31 protein-coding genes are annotated in these 25,239 nt (G+C 75.2%); 16 read left to right on the top strand and 15 right to left on the bottom strand.

The features are described from left to right. Positions 1-128 precede the first annotated feature (128 nt). Entirely contained in the window at positions 129-569 is a 441-nt protein-coding gene (locus tag ACPC54_RS02935) for a PPOX class F420-dependent oxidoreductase (protein ID WP_498960492.1), read from the top strand. Positions 570-587: 18 nt separating this feature from the next. Here the strand turns inward: ACPC54_RS02935 and ACPC54_RS02930 are convergent, their stop codons facing one another. Next, a complete protein-coding gene (locus ACPC54_RS02930; RefSeq protein ID WP_498960490.1) occupies positions 588-788 on the bottom strand; it encodes a hypothetical protein in 201 nt (66 codons plus the stop codon). After that, positions 785-1,054, bottom strand: coding sequence for a DUF1876 domain-containing protein (locus tag ACPC54_RS02925; protein ID WP_498960488.1), 270 nt, complete (start codon positions 1,052-1,054; stop codon positions 785-787). The genes ACPC54_RS02930 and ACPC54_RS02925 overlap by 4 nt, the downstream gene beginning before the upstream one ends. A 122-nt stretch (positions 1,055-1,176) precedes the next feature. Here ACPC54_RS02925 and ACPC54_RS02920 point away from each other — a divergent pair, with 122 nt between their 5' ends. Beyond that, a complete protein-coding gene (locus ACPC54_RS02920; protein WP_498960486.1) occupies positions 1,177-1,827 on the top strand; it encodes a hypothetical protein in 651 nt (216 codons plus the stop codon). Continuing rightward, positions 1,824-2,528 carry a hypothetical protein gene (locus ACPC54_RS02915; RefSeq protein ID WP_498960484.1) on the top strand — a complete coding sequence of 235 codons (705 nt, stop codon included), beginning with the start codon at positions 1,824-1,826 and terminating at the stop codon, positions 2,526-2,528. Before ACPC54_RS02920 ends, ACPC54_RS02915 begins: the two co-directional genes overlap by 4 nt. Before the next feature lie 12 nt (positions 2,529-2,540). On the opposite strand, the gene ACPC54_RS02910 is transcribed toward ACPC54_RS02915, so the two are convergent. From ACPC54_RS02910 to ACPC54_RS02900, 3 genes are read right to left on the bottom strand one after another with little or no spacing between them, the layout of a single operon-like run. After that, positions 2,541-3,314: a zf-HC2 domain-containing protein gene (locus ACPC54_RS02910; RefSeq protein ID WP_498960482.1), complete on the bottom strand. Its 774-nt coding sequence runs from the start codon at positions 3,312-3,314 to the stop codon at positions 2,541-2,543. After that, positions 3,311-3,898 (bottom strand): sigma-70 family RNA polymerase sigma factor, encoded by a 588-nt coding sequence (locus tag ACPC54_RS02905; RefSeq protein ID WP_498960479.1) that lies wholly within the window; start codon positions 3,896-3,898, stop codon positions 3,311-3,313. The genes ACPC54_RS02910 and ACPC54_RS02905 overlap by 4 nt, the downstream gene beginning before the upstream one ends. A gap of 36 nt (positions 3,899-3,934) precedes the next feature. After that, on the bottom strand, positions 3,935-4,531 hold the full coding sequence (locus ACPC54_RS02900) for a hypothetical protein (RefSeq protein ID WP_498960478.1): 597 nt from the start codon (positions 4,529-4,531) through the stop codon (positions 3,935-3,937). Positions 4,532-4,677: 146 nt separating this feature from the next. On the opposite strand from ACPC54_RS02900, the gene ACPC54_RS02895 reads away from it, so the two are divergent. From ACPC54_RS02895 to ACPC54_RS02875, 5 genes are all read left to right on the top strand, one after another. Beyond that, positions 4,678-5,070 carry a thioredoxin family protein gene (locus ACPC54_RS02895; protein WP_498960476.1) on the top strand — a complete coding sequence of 131 codons (393 nt, stop codon included), beginning with the start codon at positions 4,678-4,680 and terminating at the stop codon, positions 5,068-5,070. Positions 5,071-5,225: 155 nt separating this feature from the next. Beyond that, on the top strand, positions 5,226-5,969 hold the full coding sequence (locus tag ACPC54_RS02890) for an alpha/beta fold hydrolase (RefSeq protein WP_498960474.1): 744 nt from the start codon (positions 5,226-5,228) through the stop codon (positions 5,967-5,969). 108 nt (positions 5,970-6,077) lie between these two features. Then, the gene (locus ACPC54_RS02885; RefSeq protein ID WP_498960472.1) at positions 6,078-7,520 is read left to right on the top strand and encodes a dihydrolipoyl dehydrogenase family protein; all 1,443 of its coding nucleotides are present in this window, start codon (positions 6,078-6,080) and stop codon (positions 7,518-7,520) included. A 113-nt stretch (positions 7,521-7,633) separates the two neighbouring features. Then, positions 7,634-8,728 (top strand): WD40/YVTN/BNR-like repeat-containing protein, encoded by a 1,095-nt coding sequence (locus ACPC54_RS02880; RefSeq protein ID WP_498960470.1) that lies wholly within the window; start codon positions 7,634-7,636, stop codon positions 8,726-8,728. Positions 8,729-8,860: 132 nt separating this feature from the next. Then, a complete protein-coding gene (locus tag ACPC54_RS02875) occupies positions 8,861-9,619 on the top strand; it encodes a GNAT family N-acetyltransferase (RefSeq protein WP_498960467.1) in 759 nt (252 codons plus the stop codon). Between the two features lie 72 nt (positions 9,620-9,691). Here ACPC54_RS02875 and ACPC54_RS02870 read toward each other — a convergent pair whose 3' ends face one another. Then, positions 9,692-10,549 carry an EamA family transporter gene (locus ACPC54_RS02870; protein WP_498960465.1) on the bottom strand — a complete coding sequence of 286 codons (858 nt, stop codon included), beginning with the start codon at positions 10,547-10,549 and terminating at the stop codon, positions 9,692-9,694. Between the two features lie 91 nt (positions 10,550-10,640). Continuing rightward, entirely contained in the window at positions 10,641-11,651 is a 1,011-nt protein-coding gene (locus ACPC54_RS02865) for a DUF4436 family protein (RefSeq protein WP_498960463.1), read from the bottom strand. A 148-nt stretch (positions 11,652-11,799) separates the two neighbouring features. On the opposite strand from ACPC54_RS02865, the gene ACPC54_RS02860 reads away from it, so the two are divergent. Beyond that, on the top strand, positions 11,800-12,831 hold the full coding sequence (locus ACPC54_RS02860; protein ID WP_498960461.1) for a LacI family DNA-binding transcriptional regulator: 1,032 nt from the start codon (positions 11,800-11,802) through the stop codon (positions 12,829-12,831). 23 nt (positions 12,832-12,854) lie between these two features. On the opposite strand, the gene ACPC54_RS02855 is transcribed toward ACPC54_RS02860, so the two are convergent. Together ACPC54_RS02855 and ACPC54_RS02850 are read right to left on the bottom strand one after the other, a co-directional pair. Further along, complete coding sequence (locus ACPC54_RS02855) at positions 12,855-13,895, bottom strand: sphingomyelin phosphodiesterase (protein WP_498960459.1); 1,041 nt, start codon at positions 13,893-13,895, stop codon at positions 12,855-12,857. Between the two features lie 244 nt (positions 13,896-14,139). Next, on the bottom strand, positions 14,140-14,658 hold the full coding sequence (locus tag ACPC54_RS02850; RefSeq protein WP_498960457.1) for a GNAT family N-acetyltransferase: 519 nt from the start codon (positions 14,656-14,658) through the stop codon (positions 14,140-14,142). Positions 14,659-14,898: 240 nt separating this feature from the next. Here ACPC54_RS02850 and ACPC54_RS02845 point away from each other — a divergent pair, with 240 nt between their 5' ends. Beyond that, on the top strand, positions 14,899-15,270 hold the full coding sequence (locus ACPC54_RS02845) for a YciI family protein (protein ID WP_498960455.1): 372 nt from the start codon (positions 14,899-14,901) through the stop codon (positions 15,268-15,270). Between the two features lie 55 nt (positions 15,271-15,325). Next, entirely contained in the window at positions 15,326-16,558 is a 1,233-nt protein-coding gene (locus ACPC54_RS02840; protein WP_498960453.1) for an RNA polymerase sigma factor, read from the top strand. A gap of 55 nt (positions 16,559-16,613) precedes the next feature. Here ACPC54_RS02840 and ACPC54_RS02835 read toward each other — a convergent pair whose 3' ends face one another. Next, positions 16,614-17,081, bottom strand: coding sequence for a MarR family winged helix-turn-helix transcriptional regulator (locus ACPC54_RS02835; RefSeq protein WP_498960566.1), 468 nt, complete (start codon positions 17,079-17,081; stop codon positions 16,614-16,616). Between the two features lie 164 nt (positions 17,082-17,245). Between ACPC54_RS02835 and ACPC54_RS02830 the strand changes: the two genes are divergently transcribed. Next, entirely contained in the window at positions 17,246-18,004 is a 759-nt protein-coding gene (locus ACPC54_RS02830; RefSeq protein WP_498960451.1) for a dioxygenase family protein, read from the top strand. A gap of 12 nt (positions 18,005-18,016) precedes the next feature. Here ACPC54_RS02830 and ACPC54_RS02825 read toward each other — a convergent pair whose 3' ends face one another. The 4 genes from ACPC54_RS02825 to ACPC54_RS02810 form a co-directional block, all read right to left on the bottom strand. After that, complete coding sequence (locus tag ACPC54_RS02825; protein ID WP_498960449.1) at positions 18,017-18,670, bottom strand: NAD(P)-dependent oxidoreductase; 654 nt, start codon at positions 18,668-18,670, stop codon at positions 18,017-18,019. A gap of 151 nt (positions 18,671-18,821) precedes the next feature. Then, complete coding sequence (locus ACPC54_RS02820) at positions 18,822-19,208, bottom strand: VOC family protein (RefSeq protein WP_498960447.1); 387 nt, start codon at positions 19,206-19,208, stop codon at positions 18,822-18,824. A 10-nt stretch (positions 19,209-19,218) separates the two neighbouring features. After that, positions 19,219-19,764 carry a GNAT family N-acetyltransferase gene (locus ACPC54_RS02815; RefSeq protein WP_498960445.1) on the bottom strand — a complete coding sequence of 182 codons (546 nt, stop codon included), beginning with the start codon at positions 19,762-19,764 and terminating at the stop codon, positions 19,219-19,221. Further along, positions 19,761-20,222 (bottom strand): group II truncated hemoglobin, encoded by a 462-nt coding sequence (locus ACPC54_RS02810; RefSeq protein WP_498960443.1) that lies wholly within the window; start codon positions 20,220-20,222, stop codon positions 19,761-19,763. The genes ACPC54_RS02815 and ACPC54_RS02810 overlap by 4 nt, the downstream gene beginning before the upstream one ends. 155 nt (positions 20,223-20,377) lie before the next feature. Between ACPC54_RS02810 and ACPC54_RS02805 the strand changes: the two genes are divergently transcribed. The 3 genes from ACPC54_RS02805 (at position 20,378) to ACPC54_RS02795 (ending at position 23,208) form a co-directional block, all read left to right on the top strand. Next, complete coding sequence (locus tag ACPC54_RS02805) at positions 20,378-21,187, top strand: SDR family NAD(P)-dependent oxidoreductase (protein ID WP_498960441.1); 810 nt, start codon at positions 20,378-20,380, stop codon at positions 21,185-21,187. 24 nt (positions 21,188-21,211) lie between these two features. Then, positions 21,212-21,577 (top strand): MerR family transcriptional regulator, encoded by a 366-nt coding sequence (locus ACPC54_RS02800; protein WP_498960439.1) that lies wholly within the window; start codon positions 21,212-21,214, stop codon positions 21,575-21,577. 95 nt (positions 21,578-21,672) lie between these two features. Continuing rightward, positions 21,673-23,208, top strand: a complete 1,536-nt coding sequence (locus ACPC54_RS02795; RefSeq protein ID WP_498960437.1) for an AMP-binding protein — start codon at positions 21,673-21,675, stop codon at positions 23,206-23,208. Between the two features lie 94 nt (positions 23,209-23,302). On the opposite strand, the gene ACPC54_RS02790 is transcribed toward ACPC54_RS02795, so the two are convergent. Beyond that, a complete protein-coding gene (locus tag ACPC54_RS02790) occupies positions 23,303-24,175 on the bottom strand; it encodes a helix-turn-helix transcriptional regulator (protein WP_498960435.1) in 873 nt (290 codons plus the stop codon). 147 nt (positions 24,176-24,322) lie between these two features. Between ACPC54_RS02790 and ACPC54_RS02785 the strand changes: the two genes are divergently transcribed. After that, the gene (locus ACPC54_RS02785) at positions 24,323-25,138 is read left to right on the top strand and encodes a TIGR03084 family metal-binding protein (protein ID WP_498960433.1); all 816 of its coding nucleotides are present in this window, start codon (positions 24,323-24,325) and stop codon (positions 25,136-25,138) included. Positions 25,139-25,239 lie beyond the last annotated feature (101 nt).

Below are 25,239 nucleotides of genomic sequence, written 5' to 3'. Positions count from 1 at the left end.
CAGCCCCCGCCCCCTCGAACCGGCGGCCCCGGTCGACGAGAATGGAGTCGCCCACCCGGCGTCCGAAGGACACCGCACCGCCCGAGCACCGCCCGAGCACCGCCCTGCCGCGCCCGAGGGAGGACATCGTGCACCACCGAACCGACCAGCTCGCCGACAGCAGATACCTCCTGCTCACCACCTTCGGCGACGACGGCAGCCGGCTCGACTCACCCCTGTGGGTGGTGGCCGACGGCACCGCGCTCGGCCTCTGGGCGCCGGCCCACTCCGGCGAGGCCGAACGCATCCGCCGCCACCCCCGGGTGCTGATCGGCCCCTGCGACGCCCACGGCCGCCCGACCGGCCGCCGGCTCCCGGCCCGCGCCCGGCTGTGCGACGAGGAGGCGACCGCTCGCTACCGCACCTCGCTGATCAACAAGTACGGCCTGACGGCGCTGCTCGCGCTCGCCCGCAGCCGGTTCCGGGTCGGGCTGGCCGGCACGGTCGGCATCCGGATCACGCTGACCGAGCTGGAGCAGCGGCTGCTCGGCCCGGACTGGCGACCGCCGAGCACGTACTGCGTCAACTGACCGCCGCCGCAGCCCGGTTCAGGAGCCGTCGTCCGGCGCCCGGGCCAGGTCGCCGGGCTCGCAGGCCTCCCGTCCGGTCGCCACGTGCACGACCCTGACCGCCCGGTCGGGGCCGCCGGGCACGACCCGCTGCTCGTGCCCGCAGCGCGGGCAGATCAGCGGGATGCGCGGGCGGCCCGGCTCCCGGCCGGTGCCCCCGTCCGGGTGCGGCGAGCTCACGACAGCGGGTGGGTCGGCAGCGGGTTGACCTCCTGGATCTCGGCGTGCGCCTTGGTGAGCAGCTGCGAGGCCAGGTCGTTGAGCGCGCGGGCGCCCGCGATCTCCTCGCCGACCCGCAGTTGGTCCGGGTCGGAGGGGTGGCGGCTGCTGTAGCCGTGGGCGCGCACTTCCGTGCCGTCGCTGAGCCTGAGCATGGCGGCCGCGGTCGTCCGCGGGCCCTCCTCGCGGAACTCCATCTCGATGTGCCAACCGACCAGAGTCTGCATGGCGGATCACCTCCATCGGTTACTCCTCCAGAGTGCGCCGCACCCAGGGTGAACACCAGGCCAGCCGGGACGGCCGGGAAACCCGCTGGTCGGGACGGGTGGGAATCCGCCATCATCGCCGGATGATCTCGATGCGACCCGTCCTGGAAGTCCACGACACCGACGGCTTCTCGCTCTGGCCCACGGCCGCGGAGCCGACCGGGCAACTGGTGCTCGACGGACGGCTGACGCCGGAGCAGGTCGGCACGGCGGTGCACCGGCTGGCCGAGCTCAACGACGTCGACCCCGAGCCGGCCGAGGAGCGCGGCCCACGCCCGGCGGACCCGCTGGGCGCCTTCCTGCACGGCCTGCTGACCATGGACCTGTACATCACCGGCGGCCTGTACGTCACCGACCCCGCCACCGGCACCGTCTTCGAGCCGGGCTGCTGCTACGGCCTGGAGGAGTGGCGGGACTGGCACCGGGTGGTGGACGGCAGCGGCGTGGCCTGGTTCGGCCACGACCCGCAGACCATCGGCGAGGCGCCCCGCGCCGCCCGCCTCGGCCGGCTGGTCCGGCTGACCCAGGCCCCGGACGACCCGGGCTCGCCGGTGATCGAACTGTCGCTGGACGAGCTGCGCCGGCTGCTCGCCGGGGTCGAGCGGGACCTGGGCGACTTCCTGCGCCTCGTGGCGCGGTGGGCCGAGCGGCAGCTGCCCGGGCACGCCGCCGCCGTCACCGCCGCGCTCGCCCGGGCGCTGGAGCTGCGGCCCGCCGAGGAACCCGCGCCGTGACCAGCTTCCGGACCCACCGGACGCGGGTGCACGACACCGCCCTCCCGCTCCACCGACGGCACAGCGCGCTGCGGACCTGCCTGACCGGGTTCGCCCCGTACGGGCTGCGGGCGACCTACCACCACCTCACGGTCAGCGCCCGGATCCCCCGGCGGCTGGAGGCCGACCCCGAGGCGCTGGTGCGGGCGGTGGAGGAGCTGCACGAGGCCCGCGAGCTGTGGCTGGCCCGGTTCGCGGAGCACGTCGCGCAGCGCCGGGCGGAGAAGCGGGCGGGCCGCCGCCGGCCGGCCCGGACCCCGTGGTGGGACCGGCCGCGGTGGGACGCGCCGGACTCGGCCTGGGCCCACGACCCCTTCCTGCACCCGCGGTTGAGCCTGCCCGAGTACGTCCGGCGGCAGAACGCGCTGCTGGACGGCGCCGAGCTCCCCGGCTGCCCGGCCTGCGGGGAGGAGGGGCCGGCGGTGCCCGTCGAGGCCGGGCCCGGGACGGCCGAACTGTGCCGCTCCTGCGGGTGGGTGCTGGTGCCGTGCCCGTGCCCGTGGTGGCACCACTTCGAGCCGGTGCAGCGGGTCGGCTGGGACAGGACGTGGCGGCGGGAGCACCTGACGGACAGCGCCGAGCCGAACCCGTACTGGCCGCGGGCCCAGGGCGCGGAACGGGTCGCGCTGCTGGCGGTGCACCACCAGCAGCCGACCTTCTGACGCGGCGCCGGCTCAGCCGGCGCGGGCCGGGACGGCGACCAGCAGGGCGCCGGTGCCCTGGACCCGCACCTCGAAGTGGTCGATCTCCCCCGGCTGGAGCCCGGTGCCGCCGGAGGTGCGCAGCACGTCCGGGCCGCCCGGCGAGGCGTAGCCGCCCGCCGCCGGGACGGTCCAGCTGGTCACCGTCTGGTCCGGGCCGTGGCCGGCTCGCGGCACGGCGACCAGACGGCAGGTCAACGGCCCCTGCACGCCGGACAGTTGGAGGCTGACCTGGGTGCCCCAGGCGGCGCGGTCCAGGCCCACGGTGGCCTTGGCCCCGGTGGCCGGGTCGGTGGCGGTGTGCTGCTCGGCGACGGCGACCACGCCGGGCGCGGACCCGCCGGTGACCACCGCGGCCGTGACCACCGGCCCGGCCGCCACCAGCGCGGTCGCGGCCAGCGCCAGCACCAGCCGCCGCACCCGGCCGCGCCGCCGGCCCGCCGTCACCTCGGCGACCAACCGGTCCAGCAGCTGCCCGCTCGGCTGCGGGACGGGGTCGGCCGGCTCCCGGCCGGCGGCCCGCGCCGAGGCGGCGTACTCGGCCAGCAGCGGTTCGACCGGGCCGAGCCGGCGCGCCTGCGCGGTGCACTGCGGGCAGCCGGCCAGGTGCCGTTCGAACGCGGCGCGCTCGGCGGGCTCCAGCAGGCCGAGGACGTACGCGCCGACGTCGGTGTGCTGCGGTCCGCCGGGGGCGGGCTCGGCGGCGCTCGGGCCGGGGCGGTCGGGGCGCTCGGGGCGGTCGGTCACGATGTCACTCCCCGTTCCTCCAGCGCGAGCCTGAGCGAGCGCAGTGCGTAGAACACCCGCGACCGGACGGTCCCGGCCGGGATGCCGAGTTCGGCGGCCGCCTCCTTGGCGGTGCGGCCCTTCAGGTAGGTCTCGACGATGATCGCGCGGTGCGCGGGCGAGAGGTCGCCGAGCGCGTCCGTGATGGTCATCATCCTCAGGGCCCGGTCGAGTTCGTCCTCGGCGGGCAGCTGTTCCAGTGCGGCGGCGTCCACCTCGCGCGGCCGGGCCAGGGCGCTGCGGTGGTCGTCGATGACGATCCGCCGGGCGACGGTGACCAGCCAGGGCCGCAGCGAGGCCGCCTGCGGGTCGAGCCGGTGGATGTTGTGCCAGGCCCGGACCAGCGTCTCCTGGACGACGTCCTCCGCGCGCTGCCGGTCGCCGGCGACCAGGTGGAGGACGAAGCCGAAGAGCGGCCCGGCGTGCTCCCGGTAGAGGGCGCGCATCAGCTCCTCGTCCGGCGGGCCGGTGCCGGGCGCCCCCCTGCCGGGCCCGGCGTCGCCGCGCCCGGGGTGCTCCTCGGTCACCGTTCCATCCTTGCGCACCTGGACCTCCCGGGCGAGGAGGGCCGGTGGCGGCGGTCAGTAGCCACTGCTCGGCGGGCTGGGCGCCGGGTTCACGGGTGCCGGGTTCGTGGGCGCCGGGGTGGTGTTCGTCGTGGTGCCCGCCTTTCCGCCGGTCGGGGTCAGCGCGAACCAGATGCCGGCGAAGCCCTGGCCCTTGGTGTCGCCGGGCTTGGTGTCCGGCGAGTAGCGGTAGGCCGGCCAGCCGTTGAGGGTGACCTGCTTGCTGCCGTCCGCACGGGTGACGCTGCCGACGAGCTTGGAGTCGATGCCCTTCACCGTGACGTGGCCGTCGTCGCGCTCGGGCGGCCAGAGGGTGGCGCAGCCGCCGTTGCAGGCGGACATCGAGGGGTTGTTGGCGTCGTGGTCGAAGCGGTAGAGCGTGAAACCGGCGCTGTCGGTGACGATCGTGCCGAGCTTGGGGTCGGTCGCGGTCTGCAGGGTGGCGCTCGCCGGGGCGCTCGGCGCCGGGGTGCCGGGCGCCGCCGGGGTGCCGGACGACCCGGAGCCGTACGATCCGCCGCCGGACGAGCCGCAGCCGGCGACCAGGGCCACCACCGCGGCGCCCCCGGCGGCCAGCACCGCGGCCCGGCGGGTGCGGGGTGTGTTGCGCATGGGTGCTCCCGGGCTCGGTATCGGAGTGGACACCCGGGGGTACGGGTGGCGGCGCCGGGCTGCTCAGCGGAATACCCGGCAGACGGCGACCGTTGTGGCGGGCACACGGTCTGAACCGCCGCCTCCGGAAGGGAAGGGATCGCGAGATGAGCAGCACGGTCGAGCTGACCAAGGAGAACTTCGACGAGATCGTCCCGGGCCCGGAGGGCAAGGACTTCGTCTTCATCGACTTCTGGGCCGGGTGGTGCGGGCCGTGCCTCCAGTTCGCCCCGGTGTACGAGAAGGCCGCCGAGCGGCACCAGGACCTCGTCTTCACCAAGGTCGACACCGAGGCGCAGCAGGAGCTGGCCGCCGCGTTCGGCATCCAGTCGATCCCGACGCTGGCGATCATCCGCGAGGGCGTGCTGGTGTTCTCGCAGGCCGGCGCGATGCCGGAGGCGGTGTTCGAGGACCTGATCGGGCAGGCCCGCAAGCTGGACATGGCCGAGGTGAAGCGCAAGGTCGCGCAGGAGCAGGCGGCGGCCGAGGGCCAGGCCTGAGCCGCCGGCGGAAGGGCCCGGGGAGCACGTGCTCCCCGGGCCCTTCGCGTTCGCTCGCGCGCGTCCGGCCCGGAAATGGGGGGCGCGGACCGTTCCGGGCGATCCTAGAGTCGTCGGCAACAGCGACCCACCGTTGACGACGGGAGCGATCCGCCATGAGCACGTTCGTACTGGTCCCCGGTTTCTGGCTCGGCGCCTGGGCCTGGGCGGAGGTGGCCGCGCCGCTGCGCGCCGCCGGGCACGCGGTCTACCCGGTGAGCCTGCCCGGAACTGCCGAACGGGCGGGCGAGAGCGGCGAGTTGGGGCTTGAGAAGCGCATCTCCGACCTGGCCGAGCTGCTGATCCGGGAGGACCTGTGGGAGGTGGTGCTGGTCGGGCACAGCGGCGGCAGCTCCCCGGTGACCGGGCTCGCCGACCGGATGCCGGAGCGGATCCGCCGGGTGGTCTACCTGGACGCCGGGCCGGTCGCGAACGGCGGCTCGCTGTACGACATGTGGCCGCCGGAGTACCGGAAGTTCGCCGACTCCTCGGTGGTCGACGGCCGACTGCCGCTGCCGCCGTGGGACGTCCAGGCCGCGGAGGGCGCGAGCATCGCGGGCCTGGACGAAGCCCTGCTGGAGCGCATCCGCGAGCGCTCCACGCCGGAGCCGGTCGGCGCCTACCAGGACCGGCTGCGACTGACCGGCGCCGGGGCCGCCCTGCCGCAGGCGCTGGTGTCCTGCTCGTTCCCGCTCGCGCAGGTACGGGAGCTGATCGCCGCCGGCCACCCGTGGTTCGTCGGGATGGACGGGCCGAACTGGGTGCTGCGCGAACTGCCCACCGGGCACTGGCCGATGTTCTCCCGCCCGGCCGACACGGCGGCGCTGCTGGCCGAGCTGGCCGAATCGCCCGTCTCCTGACCGCGGGCGCCGGCCCCGGCCGCAGGAGTGGCCGCCCGCGGCGGTTCGGGCGAGGCTCTGGAGGGGGACGAACCGGGTGGACAGCGACCGACAGCACGGAGGACCGGAATGACCGACAGCGCCGACGAGTACGACGTCATCGTCCTGGGGGCCGGGCCGACCGGCGAGAACGTGGCCGACCGGACGGTCGCGGCCGGCCTGCGCACGGTCGTCGTGGAGGCCGAGCTGGTCGGCGGCGAGTGCTCGTACTGGGCCTGCATGCCCAGCAAGGCCCTGCTGCGCCCGGTCGCCGCGCTGGACGAGGCCCGCGCGGTGGCCGGCGTCCGGGAGGCGGTGGGCGACCGGCGGCTGGACCCGGCCGCGGTGCTGGCCCGGCGGGACTCGTTCACCTCGCACTGGAAGGACGACGGCCAGGTGCGGTGGCTGCGGGACACCGGCATCGAGCTGGTGCGCGGCCACGGCCGGCTGGCGGGCGTACGGACGGTGGCGGTGGAGGCCGAGGACGGCGGCGAGCGGGTGCTCACCGCCCGGCACGCCGTCGTCGTGTGCACCGGCAGCCGCCCGGTGCTGCCCGGCGGCGTGCCCGGCCTGGCCGAGGCGCACCCGTGGACCAACCGGGAGGCGACCGGCTCCGCCACGGTGCCCGGACGCCTCGCGGTGGTCGGCGGCGGCGTGGTCGGGGTGGAGCTGGCCGCCGCCTGGCGGGCGCTCGGCTCGGACGTGGTGCTGCTGGTGCGCGGCACCGGGCTGCTGCCCCGGATGGAGCCCTTCGCGGGCGAGCTGGTCGCGGACGGCCTGCGGGCGGCCGGGGTGGACGTCCGGTTCGGGGCGCGGGTCGACGCGCTGCGGCGGGCGGACGGCTCCGGGCCGGTGACGCTCACCCTCGCCGATGACGGGGACCTGACCGCCGACGAGGTGCTGTACGCGACCGGCCGCGCCCCGCGCACCGCCGACATCGGGCTGGAGCAGGTCGGGCTGAAGCCGGGCGGCTGGCTGGAGGTCGACGACAGCTGCACGGTGCTCGGGGTGGACGGCGGGTGGCTGTACGCCGCCGGGGACGTCAACCACCGGGCGCTGCTCACCCACCAGGGCAAGTACCAGGCCCGGATCACCGGCGCGGCGATCGCCGCCCGCGCCCAGGGCCGTGCGCTGGACACCTCGCGCTGGGGCGCGCACGCCGCGTCCGCCGACCTCGCGGGCGCGCCGCAGGTGGTGTTCACGCAGCCGGAGGTCGCCGCGGTCGGCCTGACCCTGGCGGCCGCCGAGGAGGCCGGGCTGCGGGTCAAGGCGGTGGACCACGAGATCGGCGCCGTCGCCGGGGCCTCGCTGTACGCCGACGACTACCGCGGCCGGGCCCGGGTGGTCTTCGACCTGGACCGCGAGGTGATCGTCGGCGCCTGCCTGGTCGGCCCCGGCGTCGCCGAACTGCTGCACTCGACGACCGTCGCGGTGGTCGGCGAGGTGCCGATCGACCGGCTCTGGCACGCCGTGCCCGCCTACCCGACGATCAGCGAGGTCTGGCTGCGGCTGCTGGAGGGCTGCCGGGGCTGACACCGTCTCCCCGGGTCGGCGGCGCGGCGAGATGTGACCACCGGTGGACGGCGGGACACTGGCAGTCGGGGGCCGTCCCGGGGGGCCGTGCTCGTGACGAGGTGGTGTGAGGCATGACCGAGGTGCTGTTGGCGGTCGGAACGGAGAAAGGCCTCTTTCTCGGCCGCAGCGGCGACCGGCTGGACTGGGAGTTCAGCGGACCGCACTTCCCGATGAACGCGATCTACTCCGTCGCCGTCGACCGCCGCGAGGGCCGGACCAGGATCCTGGTCGGCGCCGACAGCAGCCACTGGGGCCCGTCGGTCTGGCGCTCCGACGACCTCGGCGCCAACTGGTTCGAGCCGCCCCGCCCGGCCGTCCGCTTCCCCGAGTCCACCGGCGCCTCGCTCACCCGGGTCTGGCAGCTCCAGCCCGCCGGGCCGGAGGCGCCCGGCGTGGTCTACGCCGGCACCGAGCCCGCCGCGCTGTTCCGCTCCACGGACGGCGGCGAGACCTTCGGCCTGGTCGAGTCGCTGTGGGAGCACCCGCAGCGGCCCGAGTGGGGCGCCGGCTACGGCGGCCAGGGCCTGCACACCATCCTCACCGACCCGCGCGACCCGCAGCGGCTGCTGGTCGCCGTCTCCAGTGGCGGCGTCTACCGCAGCAAGGACGGCGGCGACAGCTGGCAGCCTTCCAACACCGGCCTGCGCGCCGAGTTCTTCCCGCCCGACCGCCAGTACCCCGAGTTCGGCCAGTGCGTGCACAAGATCGCCCCGGACCCGGCCCACCCCGACCGGCTCTACCTGCAGAACCACGGCGGCGTCTACCGCAGCGACGACTGGGGCGGCAGCTGGCACTCGATCGTGGACGGGCTGCCCGCCGAGTTCGGCTTCGCCGTCGCCGCCCACCCCCGCCGCGGCGACACCGCGTACCTCTTCCCGCTCGGCGGCTCCGACGACCGCGTCCCGCCCGGGCGGCGCTGCCGGGTCTTCCGCACCACCGACGGCGGCGACAGCTGGCAGCAGCTCGCCGCCGGCCTGCCCGACGAGGACCACTACGGCATCGTGCTGCGCGACGCGCTGCGCGCCGACGACGCCGACCCGGCCGGGATCTACTTCGGCAACCGCACCGGCGACGTGTACGGCAGCCGGGACGAGGGCGAGAGCTGGCAGCTGCTGGTCTCCCACCTGCCGGACGTGCTCTGCGTCCGCGCGGCGGTGGTCGCCTGAGGCACGGCCGTCCGCTGAGGGCCGAGGGCCGGCGACCGGCGGCCGGCGACCGGCGGAAAACCTGTTGCCCCGGGTGGTGCCTCCGTGATGACCATGGGCCGCCGACGAACGAATTCGCGACAGGGGTGGGCCATGACCGAACCGGACCGGGTGACCAGGCACGACCGCGCGGGCGTGCCCGCACTGAGCTACCTGCCGGGCGAACGGGAGGGCCGGCCGTGGGCCGACCTGCTGGAGGTGCTGGACGGCTCGGCGGCCGCGGGCGACCCGGCCGCGTTCATCCGCGCCGAGCTGCCCGGCTGGGTGGTCTCCGCCGAGCCCGCGGTGGGGCAGGAGCTGCTCGCCCGGGGCGCGACCGTGCTGCGGCACGCCCACACCCTGCGGCGCGACCTGCGCGCCGACCCGCCGCCCGCCGACTGGGCCGACGCGCCGCTGCGCGCCGGCGTCCGGGCGGTGCCCGCCGACCGCGGGCCCGAGGAACTGCTGGCGGCCTGGCGGGCCGCCTTCGCCCCCGGCCACGTGGACCACTTCCCGGGCGACGACGCGCAGGCCCTCGCCGAGCGGCTCGGCCCGCTGCTCTCCGGGGAGGCGATCGGCCCGGTGCTGCCGTCCAGCCTGCTCGCCGTGGACGGCGAGGACCGGGTGGTGGCGGGGCTGACCCTCACCGACCGCGACGGCCTGCCCTGGGTCGCCGAGGTGTTCCGCGACCCCGGGCGCGGCTACCCCGGCCTCGGCGCCGACCTGTTGCGCCGCGGCATCGCCGACCTCGCGGCGCGCGGCGGCGCCGACGTGTCCCTGGTGGTGAGCGAGGGCAACCCGGCCCGCCGGGTCTACGAGTCGCTCGGCTTCCACCTGGTGGAGACCTCGCTGACGGTGATCGTCCCGGACTGAACTCCCGCTCCCCCTGGGCAAGTTCTGCGGTGAAGTTCTGGGGTGAGTTCTGCGGCGGCTCCAGGGCCGGCCTCAGGGCCGGGCCAGCTCCAGCACCACGATCCCGGCCAGCACGGTGGCGGCTGCGGTCATCCGCAGCCGCCCCAGCCGTTCGCGGAACACCACGGTGGCGATCAGCGCGGCGATCACGATGCTGGTCTCGCGCAGCGCCGCGATCGAGGCCAGGCTGCCCCGGGACTGCGCCCACACCACCAGGCCGTACGCCGTCAGCGACAGCACCCCGCCGGCGACGCCCACCGGCAGCACCGGGCGGACGCCGGTCAGCAGCCCGGGGCCGCGCCGGAGCCCGACGACCAGCACGAGCACCGGCCCCTGGAGCAGGAACAGCCAGGCCACGTAGCCGCCGACCGTCCCGGCGTGCCGGACGCCGCTGCCGTCCAGCACCGTGTACACCGCGATCATCACGCCCGTCCCGGCGGCGGCGCCGAGCGCGGGCAGCTGGGCCCGCCCGGGCACGCCCTTGGCGAGGGCCAGCCCGATCAGCCCGCAGCAGATCACCAGCACGCCGAGCAGTTCGCCGCCGCCCAGCGGCCGGCCGAGCACGGTGACCGACAGCAGGGCCACCAGCAGCGGCGCCGAGCCGCGCGCGATCGGGTACATCTGCCCGAAGTCGCCCAGCTGGTAGGCGCGCAGCAGCAGCACCGTCGAGACCGTCTGGACGGCCGTCGAGGCCAGCAGGTACGACCAGGCCTCGGCGGCCGGCAGCGGGTTGACCGCCACCAGGACCAGGGCGCAGGCGGTGTAGGTCAGGTTGATCAGCGTGAAGCCGACCAGTTTGTCCGGAATCCGGTGCGCCAGACCGTTCCAGACCGCGTGCAGCACGGCCGCCGCGAGCACGGCCACCGGCACCGCCGAGCCGACTTCCGACATGACGACGTTCCCCCCTCCGACGACCCGCCGACGCCCGGCGGGGATGGCATCGATCGTGCGGCGCCCGGTGCGGCCGATGCCGCGGGCGCCCCTACGGCCAGCCGTACCAGGGCCGGTCGCGTTCGGGCGGGTCCCGGTGGCCGCCCTCCACCCGGGCGCCGCGCACCACCACCATGGCCAGGCCGACCGCGACCAGCAACTCCGCCCAGAAGAAGGCGGCGTAATCCAGCAGCGAGCCGATCGGCGGGTTGCCCGGCGCGGCGTTGCGCATGCCGACCAGCGCGAACAGCGTGGCCGCCATCCAGCTCAGCGCGGGCCAGAGCAGGCCGCGCCGCTGCCGGACGATCAGCCAGGCGGCGATCATCACGGAGAACGCCAGCGCCCACATCGCGCCGATCATGAACCAGGCCAGGATGAAGGTGCTGCGGGAGCGGCTGATCCGCTGGCCGACCGACACCGCGTCGCCCTCGCGGCTCTCGGCGTCCCGGTTGAAGGCGAAGAACGGATCGGCCTCCTCCAGCCCGATCACCACCGGGACGGACCGCCCGCCCACGGTGGCCCGGAAGCCGATCTCCGTGTGGTAGCTGTCGAAGGGGTAGTCGGTGATCCGCCCGCCGTACAGGTTGAACGCCACCGCGCTGGAGGGGATCTGCTGCCCGGCCGGGTACTTGAGCACGGTCTGCTCCAGCGAGGTGGTCTCCAGCACCACGTCCTGGGCGGGCACCAGGAGGTTGTCCGGCGCCTCCAGGGCGCCGTACGGCACCACGAGGACCTTCGAGGTGAGCGTCTGCGCGGCCGCGTCCACCCGCTGGAGCGTCACGTTCACCTGCAGGAAGTCCGGGCTTGTGACGGGGGTGCCCGCCACCTGCTGGTGGGTGCGGCTGGAGCGCTCGTTGAGGTAGAGCAGCAGTCCGGCGGCGACCAGCAGCACGATCGTCGCCACCACCGCGTAGGCCCGCCAGGGCCTGACCTTCGGGTGCGGCGGCGGGGCGGCCGCGGCGCGCGCCCGGCCGTGGATCCGGACCTTCGGCCGGGCCGCCGGACGCGCCGGGCGGACCGGCGGACCGGGGCGGGCGGCCCGGCGGTGCGGCGGCGCGCTCATCGGCCTGCTCCCGGGGTCGGCGGTGACGGCGTCCTGTCCAGCCACCCTGCGGGCGGCCGGCGCCGGACCGCAACCGCGGCGGGCCGATCGGGGCCTCCCCCGGACGCGGAAAACGCGCTGGTCGGAGGCGCTGTGTAGGCTCGCCGTCATGGCGAGGGTGACACGGGACGATGTGGCGCGGCTGGCGGGGACGTCCACGGCGGTCGTGAGTTATGTGATCAACGACGGGCCGCGACCGGTGGCGGCCGCGACCCGCGAGCGGGTGCTCGCGGCCGTGGCGGAGCTCGGCTACCGGCCCAACCGGGTCGCCCAGGCGATGGCGCGGCGGCGCACCAACCTGCTCGGCATGGTCGTGCCGGACGCCCGCCAGCCGTTCTTCGCCGGCCTCGCCCACGCCGTCGAACAGGCCGCCACCGAGCACGGCCGGCTGCTGCTGATCGGCAATTCCGACTACGCGGACGAGCGTGAGGCGCACTACATCCGGGCCTTCCTCGGCATGCAGGTGGACGGCCTGATCCTGGTCACCCAGGACCCGGCCACCCCCGGCCTGAGCGGCTTCGACGCCGTCGACGGCACCCCGGTCGTACTGCTGCACCACCGGGCGGAGAGCCCCGGCGGCGTCTCCGTGGTCGCCGACGACGAGGGCGGCGCCCGCGACGTGGTGCGCCACCTGCTCGGGCACGGGCACACCGGGGTGCACTGCTTCGGCGGCACCTTCGCGCTCAGCCCGCACGACCCGGTCACCTGCCGGACGGCCGGCTGGGCCGCCGCGCTGGCCGAGGCCGGGCTGCCGACCGAGGGCCGGCTCGTCCCGGCACCGTTCGACCGCGTCCGGGCGCACGCCGAGGCGCTCGCCCTGCTGGCCCGGCCCGACCGGCCGTCCGCCGTGTTCTGCACGACGGACGACCAGGCGATCGGGCTGCTGCGGGCCGCCGACGACCTGGGCATCCGGGTGCCGGAGGAGCTGGCCGTGGCGGGCTTCGACGACATCGCCGAGGCGGTGATCGCCGGGCCCGCGCTGACCACCGTCACCACCGCGCAGGACGAGATGGCCCGGGCCGCGCTGGACCTGGTGCTCGGCGGGGCCGAGCGGCGCGCGGGCGGCACCCGGACCTTCCCGGCCCGGGTGGTGCTGCGGCGCTCGTGCGGCTGCCCGGGCCCCGCGGCACCCGCGGGCTGACGTCACGACGCCTCGGGCCCGCGTCAGTTGAGCTGGAAGGTGGCCTCGACCGGGTAGTGGTCGCTGGGCGCGTTGGTGTCCACCTGGCCGGGCGTCCAGCCGGCCTGCGGGTCGAAGTCGACCTTCACGTTCGACATCGAGGTCGGCACCGGGCGGCCGGGGGCGTTCAGGTAGCCGATGTAGTCGAGGTCGTCCCGGTAGTCCTTGGGGAAGGTCTCGACGCCCGCCATGTACTGGCACCAGGAGGAGACCGGGCAGTCCATGGTGTCCAGGGTCTGGCTCGGGTCGGTGGCCGGGGTGCCGAGCACGCCGTTCACCGCGTTCTGGGCGTTGGTGTAGTCGCCGCGGCTCTGGCCGTGGAAGTACTCGACGTTGAGGTCGCCGCCGATCAGCACCGGCGCGGTGCTGCCGACGATGCCGTCCACCCAGGCGCGGATCTCGGCGAGCTGGCCGAGCCGGGTGGACTGGGTGGTGTCGGTGGAGGTGTCGGCCTCGTCGGCCTGCAGGTGGGTGCCGACCACCCAGGCGGTGCTGCCGTTCTTGTTCACCTTCACCAGCGCCGCGCCCTTGTTGGCGTGGTAGTCCCAGGTGCCGTAGGTGGAGTTGCTGAACACGTGGGCGTACTGGGCGGCGATCGGGTACTTGGAGAGGATCATCGTGCCGCCGTTGATGACGAACCACGAGTTGGAGCAGTTGCCGCTGACGCCCGTCCAGCCGCCGCCGGAGCAGACGCCGCCGACCACCGGGGTGCGGTACGGGTAGAGGTCGGCGAGCTTGCTGTTGATGTCGGCGGTCGAGCTGTTGTTGAACTGCTCGTCCAGGATCACCACGTCGGCGTTGTGCTGACGGACGATCTGCTCGACGATCGGGGTGCGGCGGGCGGCCTGCTCGTTCTGGGTGCTGTCGACGATGGCGGTGCCGAGGTCGACGTTGAAGGCGAAGACGGACAGCGTGGCGGGGCCCGCCGGGGTGGTGTCGGCGGAGGCGGTCGGGGCGGTGCCGCCGAGCAGCAGTGCGGCGGCGGCCGCCGTGGTGAGGGCGGTGGCCGTGCGGCGCGAGAGCATGGGCGTTCTCCTGGGGAAGGATCCGTCGATCCGGTGGGGCCCGGCGCCCGGGGTGACCGGTCGCCGGGGATCGGCGGGGGAACGCTAGCTACTGCGCGGTACGTCGGGAAGAACGCCAGGCGATCAGTTCCGATCGCTCCTGTGGCGGTGAGGTGTCTGTACAGCTCAGGTCGGGTGACTGACAAGATGTCTGTACACCCTTGCACCGGGCGCGGCCCGACGCCGAGGGCCGCGCGAGGGGCCGTCAGCCGTCGACCAGTTCGTCCGCGAGCAGATCCATCAGCAGGTTGTCGTGCCAGGTGCCGTCCGGGCCGCGCTCGTACTGGCGCATCGTGCCGACCGGGCGGAAGCCCACCTTGGTGTAGCAGCGGATCGCGGCGACGTTGTCGGCGGCCGGGTCGATGATCAGCCGGTGGTAGTGGTGCTCGTGCACCAGGTGCCGGGCCATCGTGCGCACGGCGTCGGTGCCCAGGCCCACGCCGTGCACCGACGGGTCCAGGTAGAGGTCCATGCCGGCGTGCCGGTACTCGTCGTCGTTGTTGGCGTACCACTGGACGGCGCCGACCACCTTGCCGCCCACCTCGATGGCGAAGGTCTCGATCTCCAGGGACTCCAGCTCGGTGGCGATCTCGTCGGCCAGGTCGTCGCCGCCGCGCCAGCGGGCGAACACCTCGGGCGTGCTGCGGATGGCCGCCAGGGCCGGAACGTCCTCGGCGGTGGCCGGGCGGAGCGTGACGAGGGTGCCGTGCAGAATCGTCCCCATACAGGGCATGTTGGCACGGAAAGCGGGGCCGGGCGAGCGGCCTTCCCGCCCGGCCCGGCCCCGGAACCATCGGACCACGGACGGCCCCCTCGCCCCGGGCCCGCGTCCGGGAGGCCGCAGAGGATCCGGCGGAGAATTCGCCGGAGAATTCTCCGCGCCGGGTGTCGATCCGGCGCCGGCCCGTTCGACGCAGGGGTGAGAGGCGGGGAGAGCCCCCGCCCGTCCGACCGAGGAGTCACCATGCCACGCTACCTGACGCTGATCCGCATCGACGAGCAGGCCCGCGACGGATGGGAGCCGGACCCGGGCTTCGAGCAGCGGATGGGCGCACTGTTCGAGGAGATCACCCGGGCCGGCGTGATGCTGGAGACCGCCGGGCTCACCCCGACCGCCCAGGGCACCCGGCTGAGCTGGGCCGACGGGAAGATCGAGTACACCGACGGGCCGTTCACCGAGACCAAGGAGGTCATCGGCGGCTACGCCATCATGCAGTGCAAGGACACCGCCGAGGCGCTGGAGTGGACCCGCCGCTTCCTGCGGACCCACCCGGCGAACTGGCAGGTGGAGGCGGAGGTCCGGCAGATCGACGAGGCGCCCGAGCCGCCGAAGTAGCGGCGGCCGTGTCGGCGTTTGCCGCCCGCCGCCCCGGCTGCTCTGATGGGTGGCCGTGACGCACAGGGATACCACGGCGGCCGTCGAGGCCGTGTTCCGGATCGAGTCGGCACGGATCATCGCCGCGGCCGCCCGGATCGTCCGGGACGTCGGCATCGCCGAGGAACTGGCCCAGGACGCGCTGGTCGCCGCCCTGGAGCAGTGGCCGTCAGCCGGAGTGCCCGACAACCCGGGCGCCTGGCTGACGGCCGCCGCCAAGCACCGGGCGATCGACCTGGTCCGCCGCCGGGAGGTCTACGCCCGCAAACTCGCTGAGGTGGGGCGGTCGTTGGCGGACGTCGCGCCCCCGGAGGAGCCGGCCGGGCCGGAGGACATCGACGACGACCTGCTGCGGCTGATCTTCACCGCCTGCCACCCGGTGCTGTCCGCCCCCGCCCGGATCGCGCTCACCCTGCGGCTGCTCGGCGGGCTCACCACCCCCGAGATCGCCCGCGCCTTCCTGGTGCCCGAGGCTACGGTGGCGCAGCGGATCGTCCGGGCGAAGCGCACGCTGGCCAAGGCCGGCGTGCCGTTCGAGGTGCCGTACGGGGAGGACCGGGCGCGGCGGCTGTCCTCAGTCCTGGAGGTCGTCTACCTGGTCTTCAACGAGGGCTACTCGGCCACCGCCGGGGACGACCTGCTGCGCCCGCAGCTGTGCGAGGACGCGCTGCGGCTGGCCCGGCAGCTGGCCGCGCTGATGCCGGGCGAGCCCGAAGTGCACGGGCTGGCCGCGCTGTTGGAGTTCCAGGCCTCGCGCACCCGCACCCGCACCGGGCCGGACGGGCGGCCGGTGCTGCTGGCCGAGCAGAACCGGGCCCGCTGGGACGGGCTGCTGATCCGGCGCGGCTTCGACGCGCTCCAGCGGGCCGGCACCGGGGCGTACGCGGTGCAGGCCGCGATCGCCGCCTGTCACGCCAAGGCGCGGCGGTACGAGGACACCGACTGGGCGATGATCGCCGAGCTGTACGGGCGGCTGCTCGTGCTGACGCCCTCGCCGGTGGTGGCGCTGAACCGGGCGGTGGCCGTGTCGATGGCCCGGGGACCGGCCGCCGCGCTGGAGTTGGTGGACGCGCTCGCGGCGGAGCCCGCGATGCGCGCGTACCACCTGCTGCCGAGCGTGCGGGGCGACCTGCTGGCCCGGCTGGGGCGGACGGCGGAGGCCAGGGCGGAGTTCGAGCGGGCGGCGGAGCTCACCCGCAACGCGCGGGAGCGGGAGCTGCTGCGCGAGCGGGCGGCGGGGCTCCGGTAGGCCCGGCCGGCCTCAGGTCACCCTCGGGTCGCCCTCGGGTCTCCTCGGGTCGCCGTCAGTAGGCCTCGTCGCGGCGCAGCCGGGCGCCGACCGCGCCGAGGCCCTCGGCGAGCACGGCCAGCTGTTCGCGGGTGAGCACGTCGATCAGCAGCTCGCGGACCAGGGCGACGTGGCCGGGCGCGGCCATCCGCAGCATCTCCCGTCCCTGGTCGGTGAGTTCGGCGATGACGCCGCGCACGTCGCTGGGGCAGGAGCGGCGGGCGACCAGGCCCGCCTTCTCCAGCTGGGTGACCTGGTAGGTGAGGCCGCTCTTGGAGGTGACCAGCTTGTCGGCGAGTTCGGTCATCCGCAGCGAGTCGCCCGGGGCGGCGGACAGGTGCACCAGGATCTCGTACTGCTGGTGGGAGAGGCCGGAGTCCTCCTTGAGCTGGCGCTCCAGCCTGCGGTTGAGCAGGTTGCTCGCGGTGACGAAGCCCCGCCAGGCGGCCATCTCGTCCTGGTCGAGCCAGCGAGGTTCGTTCAGTGAGGGCATGGCACGAAGCCTACTCCTGTTGTTCAAATTCGAACCCGGGTGTACCGTCGAAGCAGTAGAGGTTCAAATTTGAACTACCTGGCTTCGGGAAGGCATCGAAAAGCCGCCCCGAGGAGTCCGAGGAGGACGCCCTGAGCACCGCGGCCCCCGCGCGCATGCCCGCCCTGTACCTGTCGCACGGTGCGCCGCCGCTCGCCGACGACCCGACCTGGCCCGGCGAACTCGCCGCCTGGTCCGCGGACCTGCCCCGGCCCAAGGCCGTCCTGATGGTCTCCGCCCACTGGGAGGAGGCGCCGCTCGCCCTCGGCGCCGTCACCACCGTGCCGCTGGTCTACGACTTCTGGGGCTTCCCCGAGCACTACTACCAGGTCCGGTACGCCGCCCCCGGCGCGCCCGAGCTGGCCGACCGCGTGCGCAAGCTGCTGCGCGCCCCCGGCACGCCCGTCCAGGACATCCCCGACCGCGGGCTCGACCACGGCGCGTACGTCCCGCTGGTCGAGATGTACCCGGACGCCGACGTCCCGGTGCTCCAGGTCTCACTGCCCACCCTCGACCCGCAGCGCCTGCTGGAGATCGGCCGCAAGCTCGCCCCGCTGCGCGACGAGGGCGTGCTGATCGTCGGCAGCGGCTTCTTCACCCACAACCTGCGGGCGCTCAGCAGCGACGGCCGGGTCAGCTCGGTGATGGCCGAGTTCGACGACTGGGGCAAGCGCGCCCTCGCCGCCCACGACCTCGACGCGCTGCTCGACTTCGAGCACAAGGCCCCGGCCGGGCGGCTCGCCCACCCGCGCACCGAGCACTTCGCGCCGCTGTTCGTCACCCTGGGCGCCGGCGAGGCCGACCTCGGCAGCCAGCGCAGCGTCATCGACGGGTTCTGGATGGGGCTGGCCAAGCGCTCGATCCAGCTGGGCTGAGTCCGGTGGGGCTCAGAGCGCGCAGCAGGTGAAGCGCTCGCCGATGTGCTCGGGCTGCTCGATCTCGTCCACCAGGGCGACCGCGAAGTCCGGCACCGAGATCCGGCTGCGGCCCCCGGCATCGGTGAGCAGCTGCTCCAGGCCCGTACGGTAGTGGCCGGTCCGCTCCCCCGGGCCGATCTCGGCGGACGGGCTGAGCACCGTCCAGCGCAGGTCGGAAACCGTCCGGTAGTAGTCCAGGGCGGCGCCGTGGGCGTGCATGATCTGCAGGATCGACTCCGGCAGGCCCGGGGTGTCCCAGACCCGCACGCCCGGCGCCGTCTCCAGGCTGCCCGCCCCGCCCACCGCGAGCAGCCGGGGCGCCCCGTCGCCGAGCATCCGCAGGCCCGCGACCAGCGACCGGGCGGCGGGCTCGATCAGCGCCAGGTGGCCCGGGCCGTCGCCGCCGCCGACCGCGCTCACCAGCACGTCCCGGCCGGCCGCGACCCGGGCCACGTCGGCCGGGTCCAGCACGTCCCCGCGCTCGACGCGGACCGCCCCGGCGCCGCCCCGGTAGCGGTCCGGGTCGCGGACCACCGCCGCCACCTCGTGCCCCCGCGCCGCCGCCTCCGCGACGACGGCGGTGCCGATGGTGCCGTTGGCGCCGATCACGGCGATTGCGACCATGGGGTACCTGCCTGGGGTGCGCGCGGAGGGTGTTCGCGGATGCGGAAGGCCTCGGGAAGGCCCCGGACAGGGTCGATTATCGGACGGACTTCTCCGCGACGGCCCGGGCGTTCGCCCTCCCGTGTGACGGCCCGCCCCTCCCGGCAGCGGGCTACGCGTCGCCGGTGGCGATCCGCTCCGCCCGGCTGCGCTCCACGCAGAATTCGTTGCCCTCGGGGTCCGACATGACGACCCAGCCCTTGCCGTCCGGCGTGCGGTGGTCCGCCACCAAGGCGGCGCCCAGGGCGAGCAGGCGCTCTACCTCCTCCTCGCGGCCGTGGCCCTGCGGCTGGAGGTCGAGGTGCACCCGGTTCTTCACCGACTTGGCGTCCGGCACCCGGATGAACAGCAGCGAGGCGCCCGCCGACTCCACCACCGCCTCCGGGTCGCCCGGGTTGTCGTCCTCGGCCAAGGTGCCGTCCAGGACCTCCGCCCAGAAGCCCGCCAGGGCGAACGGGTCGGCGCAATCGATCGTCACGTGTCGTACCAGAGAAGCCATGCGCCTACTCTCACCTGCCCGCTTCCGGGGCGTCCAGCCAATTCCGGGCGTGCCGGTGGCCGTCCAGCGGGAACTCCGGGGGCAGCGCCGACAGCGCCTCCCGGAACGCGTAGCCGCTCTTCTCCGCCACCCGGCAGGAGGCGGGGTTGTCCACCTGGTGCAGCAGGTCGATCCGGCGCAGGCCGCCCGGGGCGAAGGCCTCGAACGCCCAGGCCGTCACCGCCTCGACCGCGCGCGGCGCCACCCCCCGGCCGCGGGCCGGGGCCGCCGTCCAGTAGCCGACCTCGGCCGCCTCGCCGCCCGAAGTGCCGCGCTTGAGCGCGACGTTGCCGACCAGTTCGCCCGCGTCGAGGACGGCGAAGCTGTACCGGGTGCCGGCCGCCCAGCCGTCGTACTGCAGGGCGAGCCAGCGCGCGGCCTGCTCGGGGCCGTCCAGCGGGATCCGGGTGAACCGGCGCAGCGTCGCGTCCCGGTAGGCCTCGATCAGCGCCGGTGCGTCGGCGTCCTCGAACGGCCGCAGCAGCAGGCCGTCCGCTATCGGAGCTCGGTCGGTCACTTCTCCAGGCCCTCCCAGCCCCAGTGCGGGATCGGGCCGGGCTCGCCGAGGTCGGTGCCGGCCGGGGAGGCCGAGACGTCCTCGGCGATCCTGGTGCCCCAGTCGAAGTAGTCCAGCACCCGGCGCCGCAGCTCGGCGTCGTCCGGCAGCTCCCGGCCGACCGCCTCGGTCATCAGCTCCATCCAGCGCAGCCGCTGCTCCTCGTTGATGGCCAGGCCCACGTGGGCGCGGAGCAGGGCCTGGTGGCCGCCCAGCTCGTCGGTGAAGACGGTGGGGCCGCCGAACACCTCGGCCAGCCAGACGGCGACGTGCTCGATGTGGGTGGCGGTGAAGTCGGCGAAGACGGGCGCGAGCAGGGGGTCGGCGAGGACGCCCCGGTAGAAGCTGTCGCTGAGGCGGCGCAGGGCCTCGGTGCCGCCGACCGCCTCGAAGAGGGTGGCGGGCCGTTGGTCGCTCATGAGTGGTCTCCCCGTGGGTGCGTGACCGTGTGTCGGGGACCTTCCTAGCAGGCCCCGGCAGGTCGTGCCGATCATTGCCGGGCCCGGGCCGCGCGGAGGGCTCCGGCCGTCCCGGCTTGACCCTGACGCTGGCGGCAGGGTCGGAGGGTTCTCACATGAGCGACGAGCACAACGAGCACAGCGAGCAGGACGGGATCAGCGGGGGCGACGGGACGGCGGCGGAGCGGCGGGTGGTGGTGGTCACCGGGGCCGGGACGGGGATCGGGCGGGCCACCGCGCGGGCCTTCGCGGCCGAGGGGGCACGGGTGTTGGCGGTGGGGCGGCGGCCGGGGCCGCTGGCGGAGACGGCCGCCGGGCACCCGGGGGCGATCGAGCCGCTGGTCGCGGACGTCACCGGGCCGGACGCGCCGGAGGCGATCGTCGGGGCGGCGCTGGCGCGGTACGGGCGGCTGGACGTGCTGGTCAACAACGCGGGCGTCACCAGCGGCGGCGGGGCGATCGGCGGGTACACCCGGGCGGGCGTCGAGGCGCTGCTGGGCACCAATCTCGTCGCCCCGGTGCTGCTGGGCCAGGCCGCGCTCCCCGCGCTGACGCAGAGCCGGGGCGTGATCGTCAACGTCAGCACCGCGATCGGCCAACGCGGTTGGCCGTCCAACGCGGTGTACCCGGCGAGCAAGGCCGCCCTGGAGACGGTGACCCGCGGCTGGGCGGTCGAGCTGGCACCGCGCGGCGTCCGGGTGGTGGCGGTGGCGCCGGGGGCGGTCGAGACGCCGATCGGCGAGCACGCGGGCCGCAGCCCCGAGGAGTTGGCGGCCGTGCGGGCCTGGCAGATCGGGCACACCCCGCTGGGCCGGATCGGTCGGCCCGAGGAGGTCGCCTGGGCGATCACCCGACTCGCTTCCCCGCAGGCCTCGTTCGTCACCGGCGTAGTGTTGTCGGTCGACGGGGGCGCGCTGGTGGGCTGACAGAGACGGACGGGGGCCGTACGGGTGCGGATCGGTGAGCTGGCGCGGCGGACCGGCAGTACGCCGCGGGCCCTGCGGCACTACGAGCAGGCCGGGCTGATCGACTCCGAGCGCGCGCCCAACGGCTACCGGGAGTACGGGGATCCGGCCGTCGTGCGGGTGCGCAACATCCGGGCGCTGCTGGCGGCCGGGCTCACCCTGGAGGACGTCCGGCCGCTGCTGAGCTGCCTGGACGGGGACGTGCTGTCCCGCCCGCCGTCCGCGCGGGTGCTGGGGATCGTCCGGGAGCGGCTGGCCGTGCTGGAACGCCGGATCGCCGCCCAGACGGAGGCCCGGGACCGGCTGGTCGCGGCACTGGCGGCGGCCGGCGGCGGGGCGGGACCGGTGTGACGGGAGGCCGCGGTGCGGCGGGAACGGTCTCGACAGGCGGGTGACACCCCCGATCGGGGGTGTGCAAGGAGCCGCCGGGAGAGGACAGTGGGCGCATGCAGATTCCACTCTCCGTGATGGACTTCCTCGACCGGGCCGAGCTGGTCTACGGCGACCGGGTCGGCATCGTCGACGAGCCCGAGCAACCCGCCGAATCCTGGGGCGAGCTGAGCTACCGGCGAATCGCCGAACTGGCCCGGGCCCAGGCGGCCGGGCTGGACCGGCTCGGCGTCGGGCCTGGCGAGCGGGTCGCGATCGTGTCGCACAACTCGGCCCGGCTGCTCACCTCCTTCTTCGGGGTGAGCGGGTACGGCCGGGTGCTGGTGCCGGTGAACTTCCGGCTCAGGGCCGAGGAGGTGTCGTACATCGTCGAGCAGAGCGGCGCCTCCGTGCTGCTGGTCGACCCCGAACTCGCGGACGCGCTGGGCGGGGTGGTGGCCAAGCACAAGTTCGTCCTCGGCGCGGACAGCGACGCGCTGCTCTACGACTTCGACAACGCCCCCAAGCCGTACGGGATTTCCGAGAACGACACCGCCACCATCAACTACACCAGCGGAACCACCGCCCGCCCCAAGGGCGTTCAGCTCACCCACCGCAACGTCTGGCTGAACGCCACCCTGATGGGCCTGCACTACGGCGCCAACGACCGGGACGTCTACCTGCACACCCTGCCGATGTTCCACGCCAACGGCTGGGGCCTGCCGTTCTCCCTCACCGGGCTCGGCGCCCGGCACATCGTGCTGCGCAAGGTGGACGGCGCGGAGATCCTGCGCCGGATCGAGCGGCACGGGGTGACCTTCCTGTCCGGCGCGCCCGCCGTGGTGCAGATGGTGCTGGACGCGGCCGCCGACTGGGACGGCCCCGTGCCCGGCCGGGACAAGGTGCGGATGATCGTGGCCGGCGCTCCCCCGCCCACCTCCGTGGTGCAGCAGGTCGAGGAGGTGCTCGGCTGGGAGTTCATGCAGCTGTACGGGCTGACCGAGACCTCGCCCGCCGTCACCGTCAACCGCTCGCGCGCCGAGTGGGACACGCTGCCGGCCGCCGAACGGGCCGAGAAGCTGGTGCAGGCCGGCGCGCCCGCACTCGGCACGCAGCTCAAGGTGGACGGCTCCGGCGAGGTGCTGGTGCGCTCCAACACCGTGCTGGACGGCTACTGGCGGCAGCCGGAGGCGACCGCCGAGGCGCTGCGCGACGGCTGGTTCCACACCGGCGACGGCGGCACCCTGACGGACGGCCAACTGTCCATCTCCGACCGGAAGAAGGACGTCATCATCAGCGGCGGGGAGAACGTCTCCTCGATCGAGGTGGAGGACTGCCTGTACGCCCACCCGGCGGTGGCCGAGGCCGCGGTGATCGGGGTGCCGGACGAGAAGTGGGGCGAGACGGTCAAGGCGCTGGTGGTGCTCCGGGAGGGCCGGGAGGGCGTCACCGAGGCCGAGTTGATCGCGCACTGCAAGCAGCGGCTGGCCGGCTACAAGTCGCCGACCTCGGTGGAGATCCGGGACGCCCTGCCGCGCACCGCCACCGGGAAGCTGCAGAAGTTCCGGCTGCGCGAGCCGTACTGGACCGGGCGGGAGCGGCAGGTGAACTGAGCGGGCCCGCCGGCGAATCGACCGGATCGGCCCGCGAATCGACCGGGCCGGCCGGTGGATCGACCGGGCCCGCCGGCGGATCGACCGGGCCCGCTCAGCCCAGGAGGCCGGAATCCCGGGCGGCGACGGCCAGTTCGGTGCGGTTGCGGACGCCCAGCTTGCGCATCGCGGACTTGAGGTAGCCGGTCACGGTGTTGCAGGTCAGGCCCAGCCGGGCGGCGATCTCCGGGTTGGTCCGGCCGGTCGCCGCCCAGCGCAGCACCTCGTGCTCGCGCGGGGTCAACGGCGGTGCGGGGGCCGCCGCCCGGGGCTTCTCCCGGCACCAGGCGGCGGCCCCGGCCAGCGCCCGGCCGGCGGTCGCGGCCAGGGTGCCGACCGCGGAGATCCGGACGTCCCCGAGCGGGACGACCGCGCGCAGCGCGGCGTACACCACCCCGCGCACCGCGCCGCCGTCCGGATCCACCAGCGGGACGGAGAGCATCGCGTACAGGTCCTCGGCGCTGACGGCGGCGTCGTGGTGGTGCGAAATGGTGGTCGCCGCGCGGTAGTCGGGCACCCAGCTGGGCACCCGCTCGACCAGCGCCCGGCCGCCGAGCCCGGTGCCGGCCGGGACGGCCAGGTCGTGCAGCAGGCCGGCCCGGGTGCCCGCCCAGTGGCGCAGCACCATGCCCCGGCCGTCCCGGCCGCTGCCCGGGCCGCCGCGGCCGGGCAGCGGCTCCGGCACGCCGACCAGTCCGACGTCCGCCCCGCACTCGGCCACCACCCGGCGAGCGAGGTCGCCGAGCACCGCGGCCCGCACCAGCTCGGCGGCCCGCGCGTCGAGGTCGGCGGCGGGGGCGGCGGCGAGGGCGGGACCGGGGTCGGGGTGGGGGTCGGGGTCCGGGTGGGGCGCGCCGGGGGCCTCGGGCGGCACGGCCGTGGAGGTCCCCCCGGCCGAAGGCTGGGGAAGGATGTCCGCGCGCGTCATCGCGCGATCGTCCCACGCGGTGCGGGCCGTGGCGAGAGTCCTGACGTGGGTGTTTCGCGGAGTGCCGGAAACGGGGTGCGGCACGGGCGTAGGGTGCGGCCGGGGCTACCTGCGGGTAGCCGGGGCGGCTGAGACGAAGGGGAGGCGATGGCACACCCGAGGAGCGCGGTGGACGTGTTGGCCGGACTGCTGGCGGACCTGGCGGCCGAGAGCGCGGTGCTGGACGAGCTGGTCGCCGGACTGCCGGCCGGGGACTGGGGGCGGGCGACGCCGGCCGAGGGCTGGACGATCGCGCACCAGATCGCCCACCTCGCCTGGACGGACGACTACGCGACGCTGGCGGCCCGCGACCCGGAGGGCTTCGGGACGGCGCTCGGCGACCTGTTCGGCGAACTGCTGGCCGCCGGGGACCCGGTCGAGGCGGGCGCCCGGGAGGGCGCGGCCGCCGAGCCGGCGATCCTGCTGGCCCGCTGGCGGGCCGGGCGGGAACAGCTGCGGGCGGCCCTGGCCCGGACGCCGGCGGGCGCCAAACTGCCGTGGTTCGGCCCGCCGATGAAGCCCGCCTCGATGGCGACCGCGCGGCTGATGGAGACCTGGGCGCACGGGCAGGACGTCGCGGACGCGCTCGGCGCCACCGTGGAGCCCACCGAGCGGCTGCGGCACATCGCCCACCTGGGGCTGCGCACCCTGGGCTTCGCCTTCGCGCTGCACCGGCTGCCCGCGCCGGAGCAGCCCGTCCGGCTCGAACTGACCGCCCCGGACGGCGGGTTGTGGAGCATCGGACCGGCGGACGCGGCGGACGTGGTGACCGGCCCGGCGCTGGACTTCTGCCTGCTGGTGACCCAGCGCCGGCACCGGGACGACCTCGCCCTCACCGCGACCGGGCCGGTCGCGACCGCCTGGCTGCCGATCGCCCAGGCCTTCGCCGGGGGGCCGGGCAAGGGGCGGCAACCGCTGGGGTGATCCGCCCGGCGGGTTCATCCCGTGCGGCGGCCGTCGTCGGGCGGCGGTCGTCGACGGACGGCCGTCGACGGACGTCGGTCGGCGGCCGTTCAGCGTCCGGC

This window comes from Kitasatospora sp. NPDC094028 (genome assembly GCF_049543595.1).
Lineage (GTDB): Bacteria > Actinomycetota > Actinomycetes > Streptomycetales > Streptomycetaceae > Kitasatospora.
Note: the sequence above shows the minus strand (reverse complement) of the source record. Positions and strands in the feature narration are given on the sequence as shown.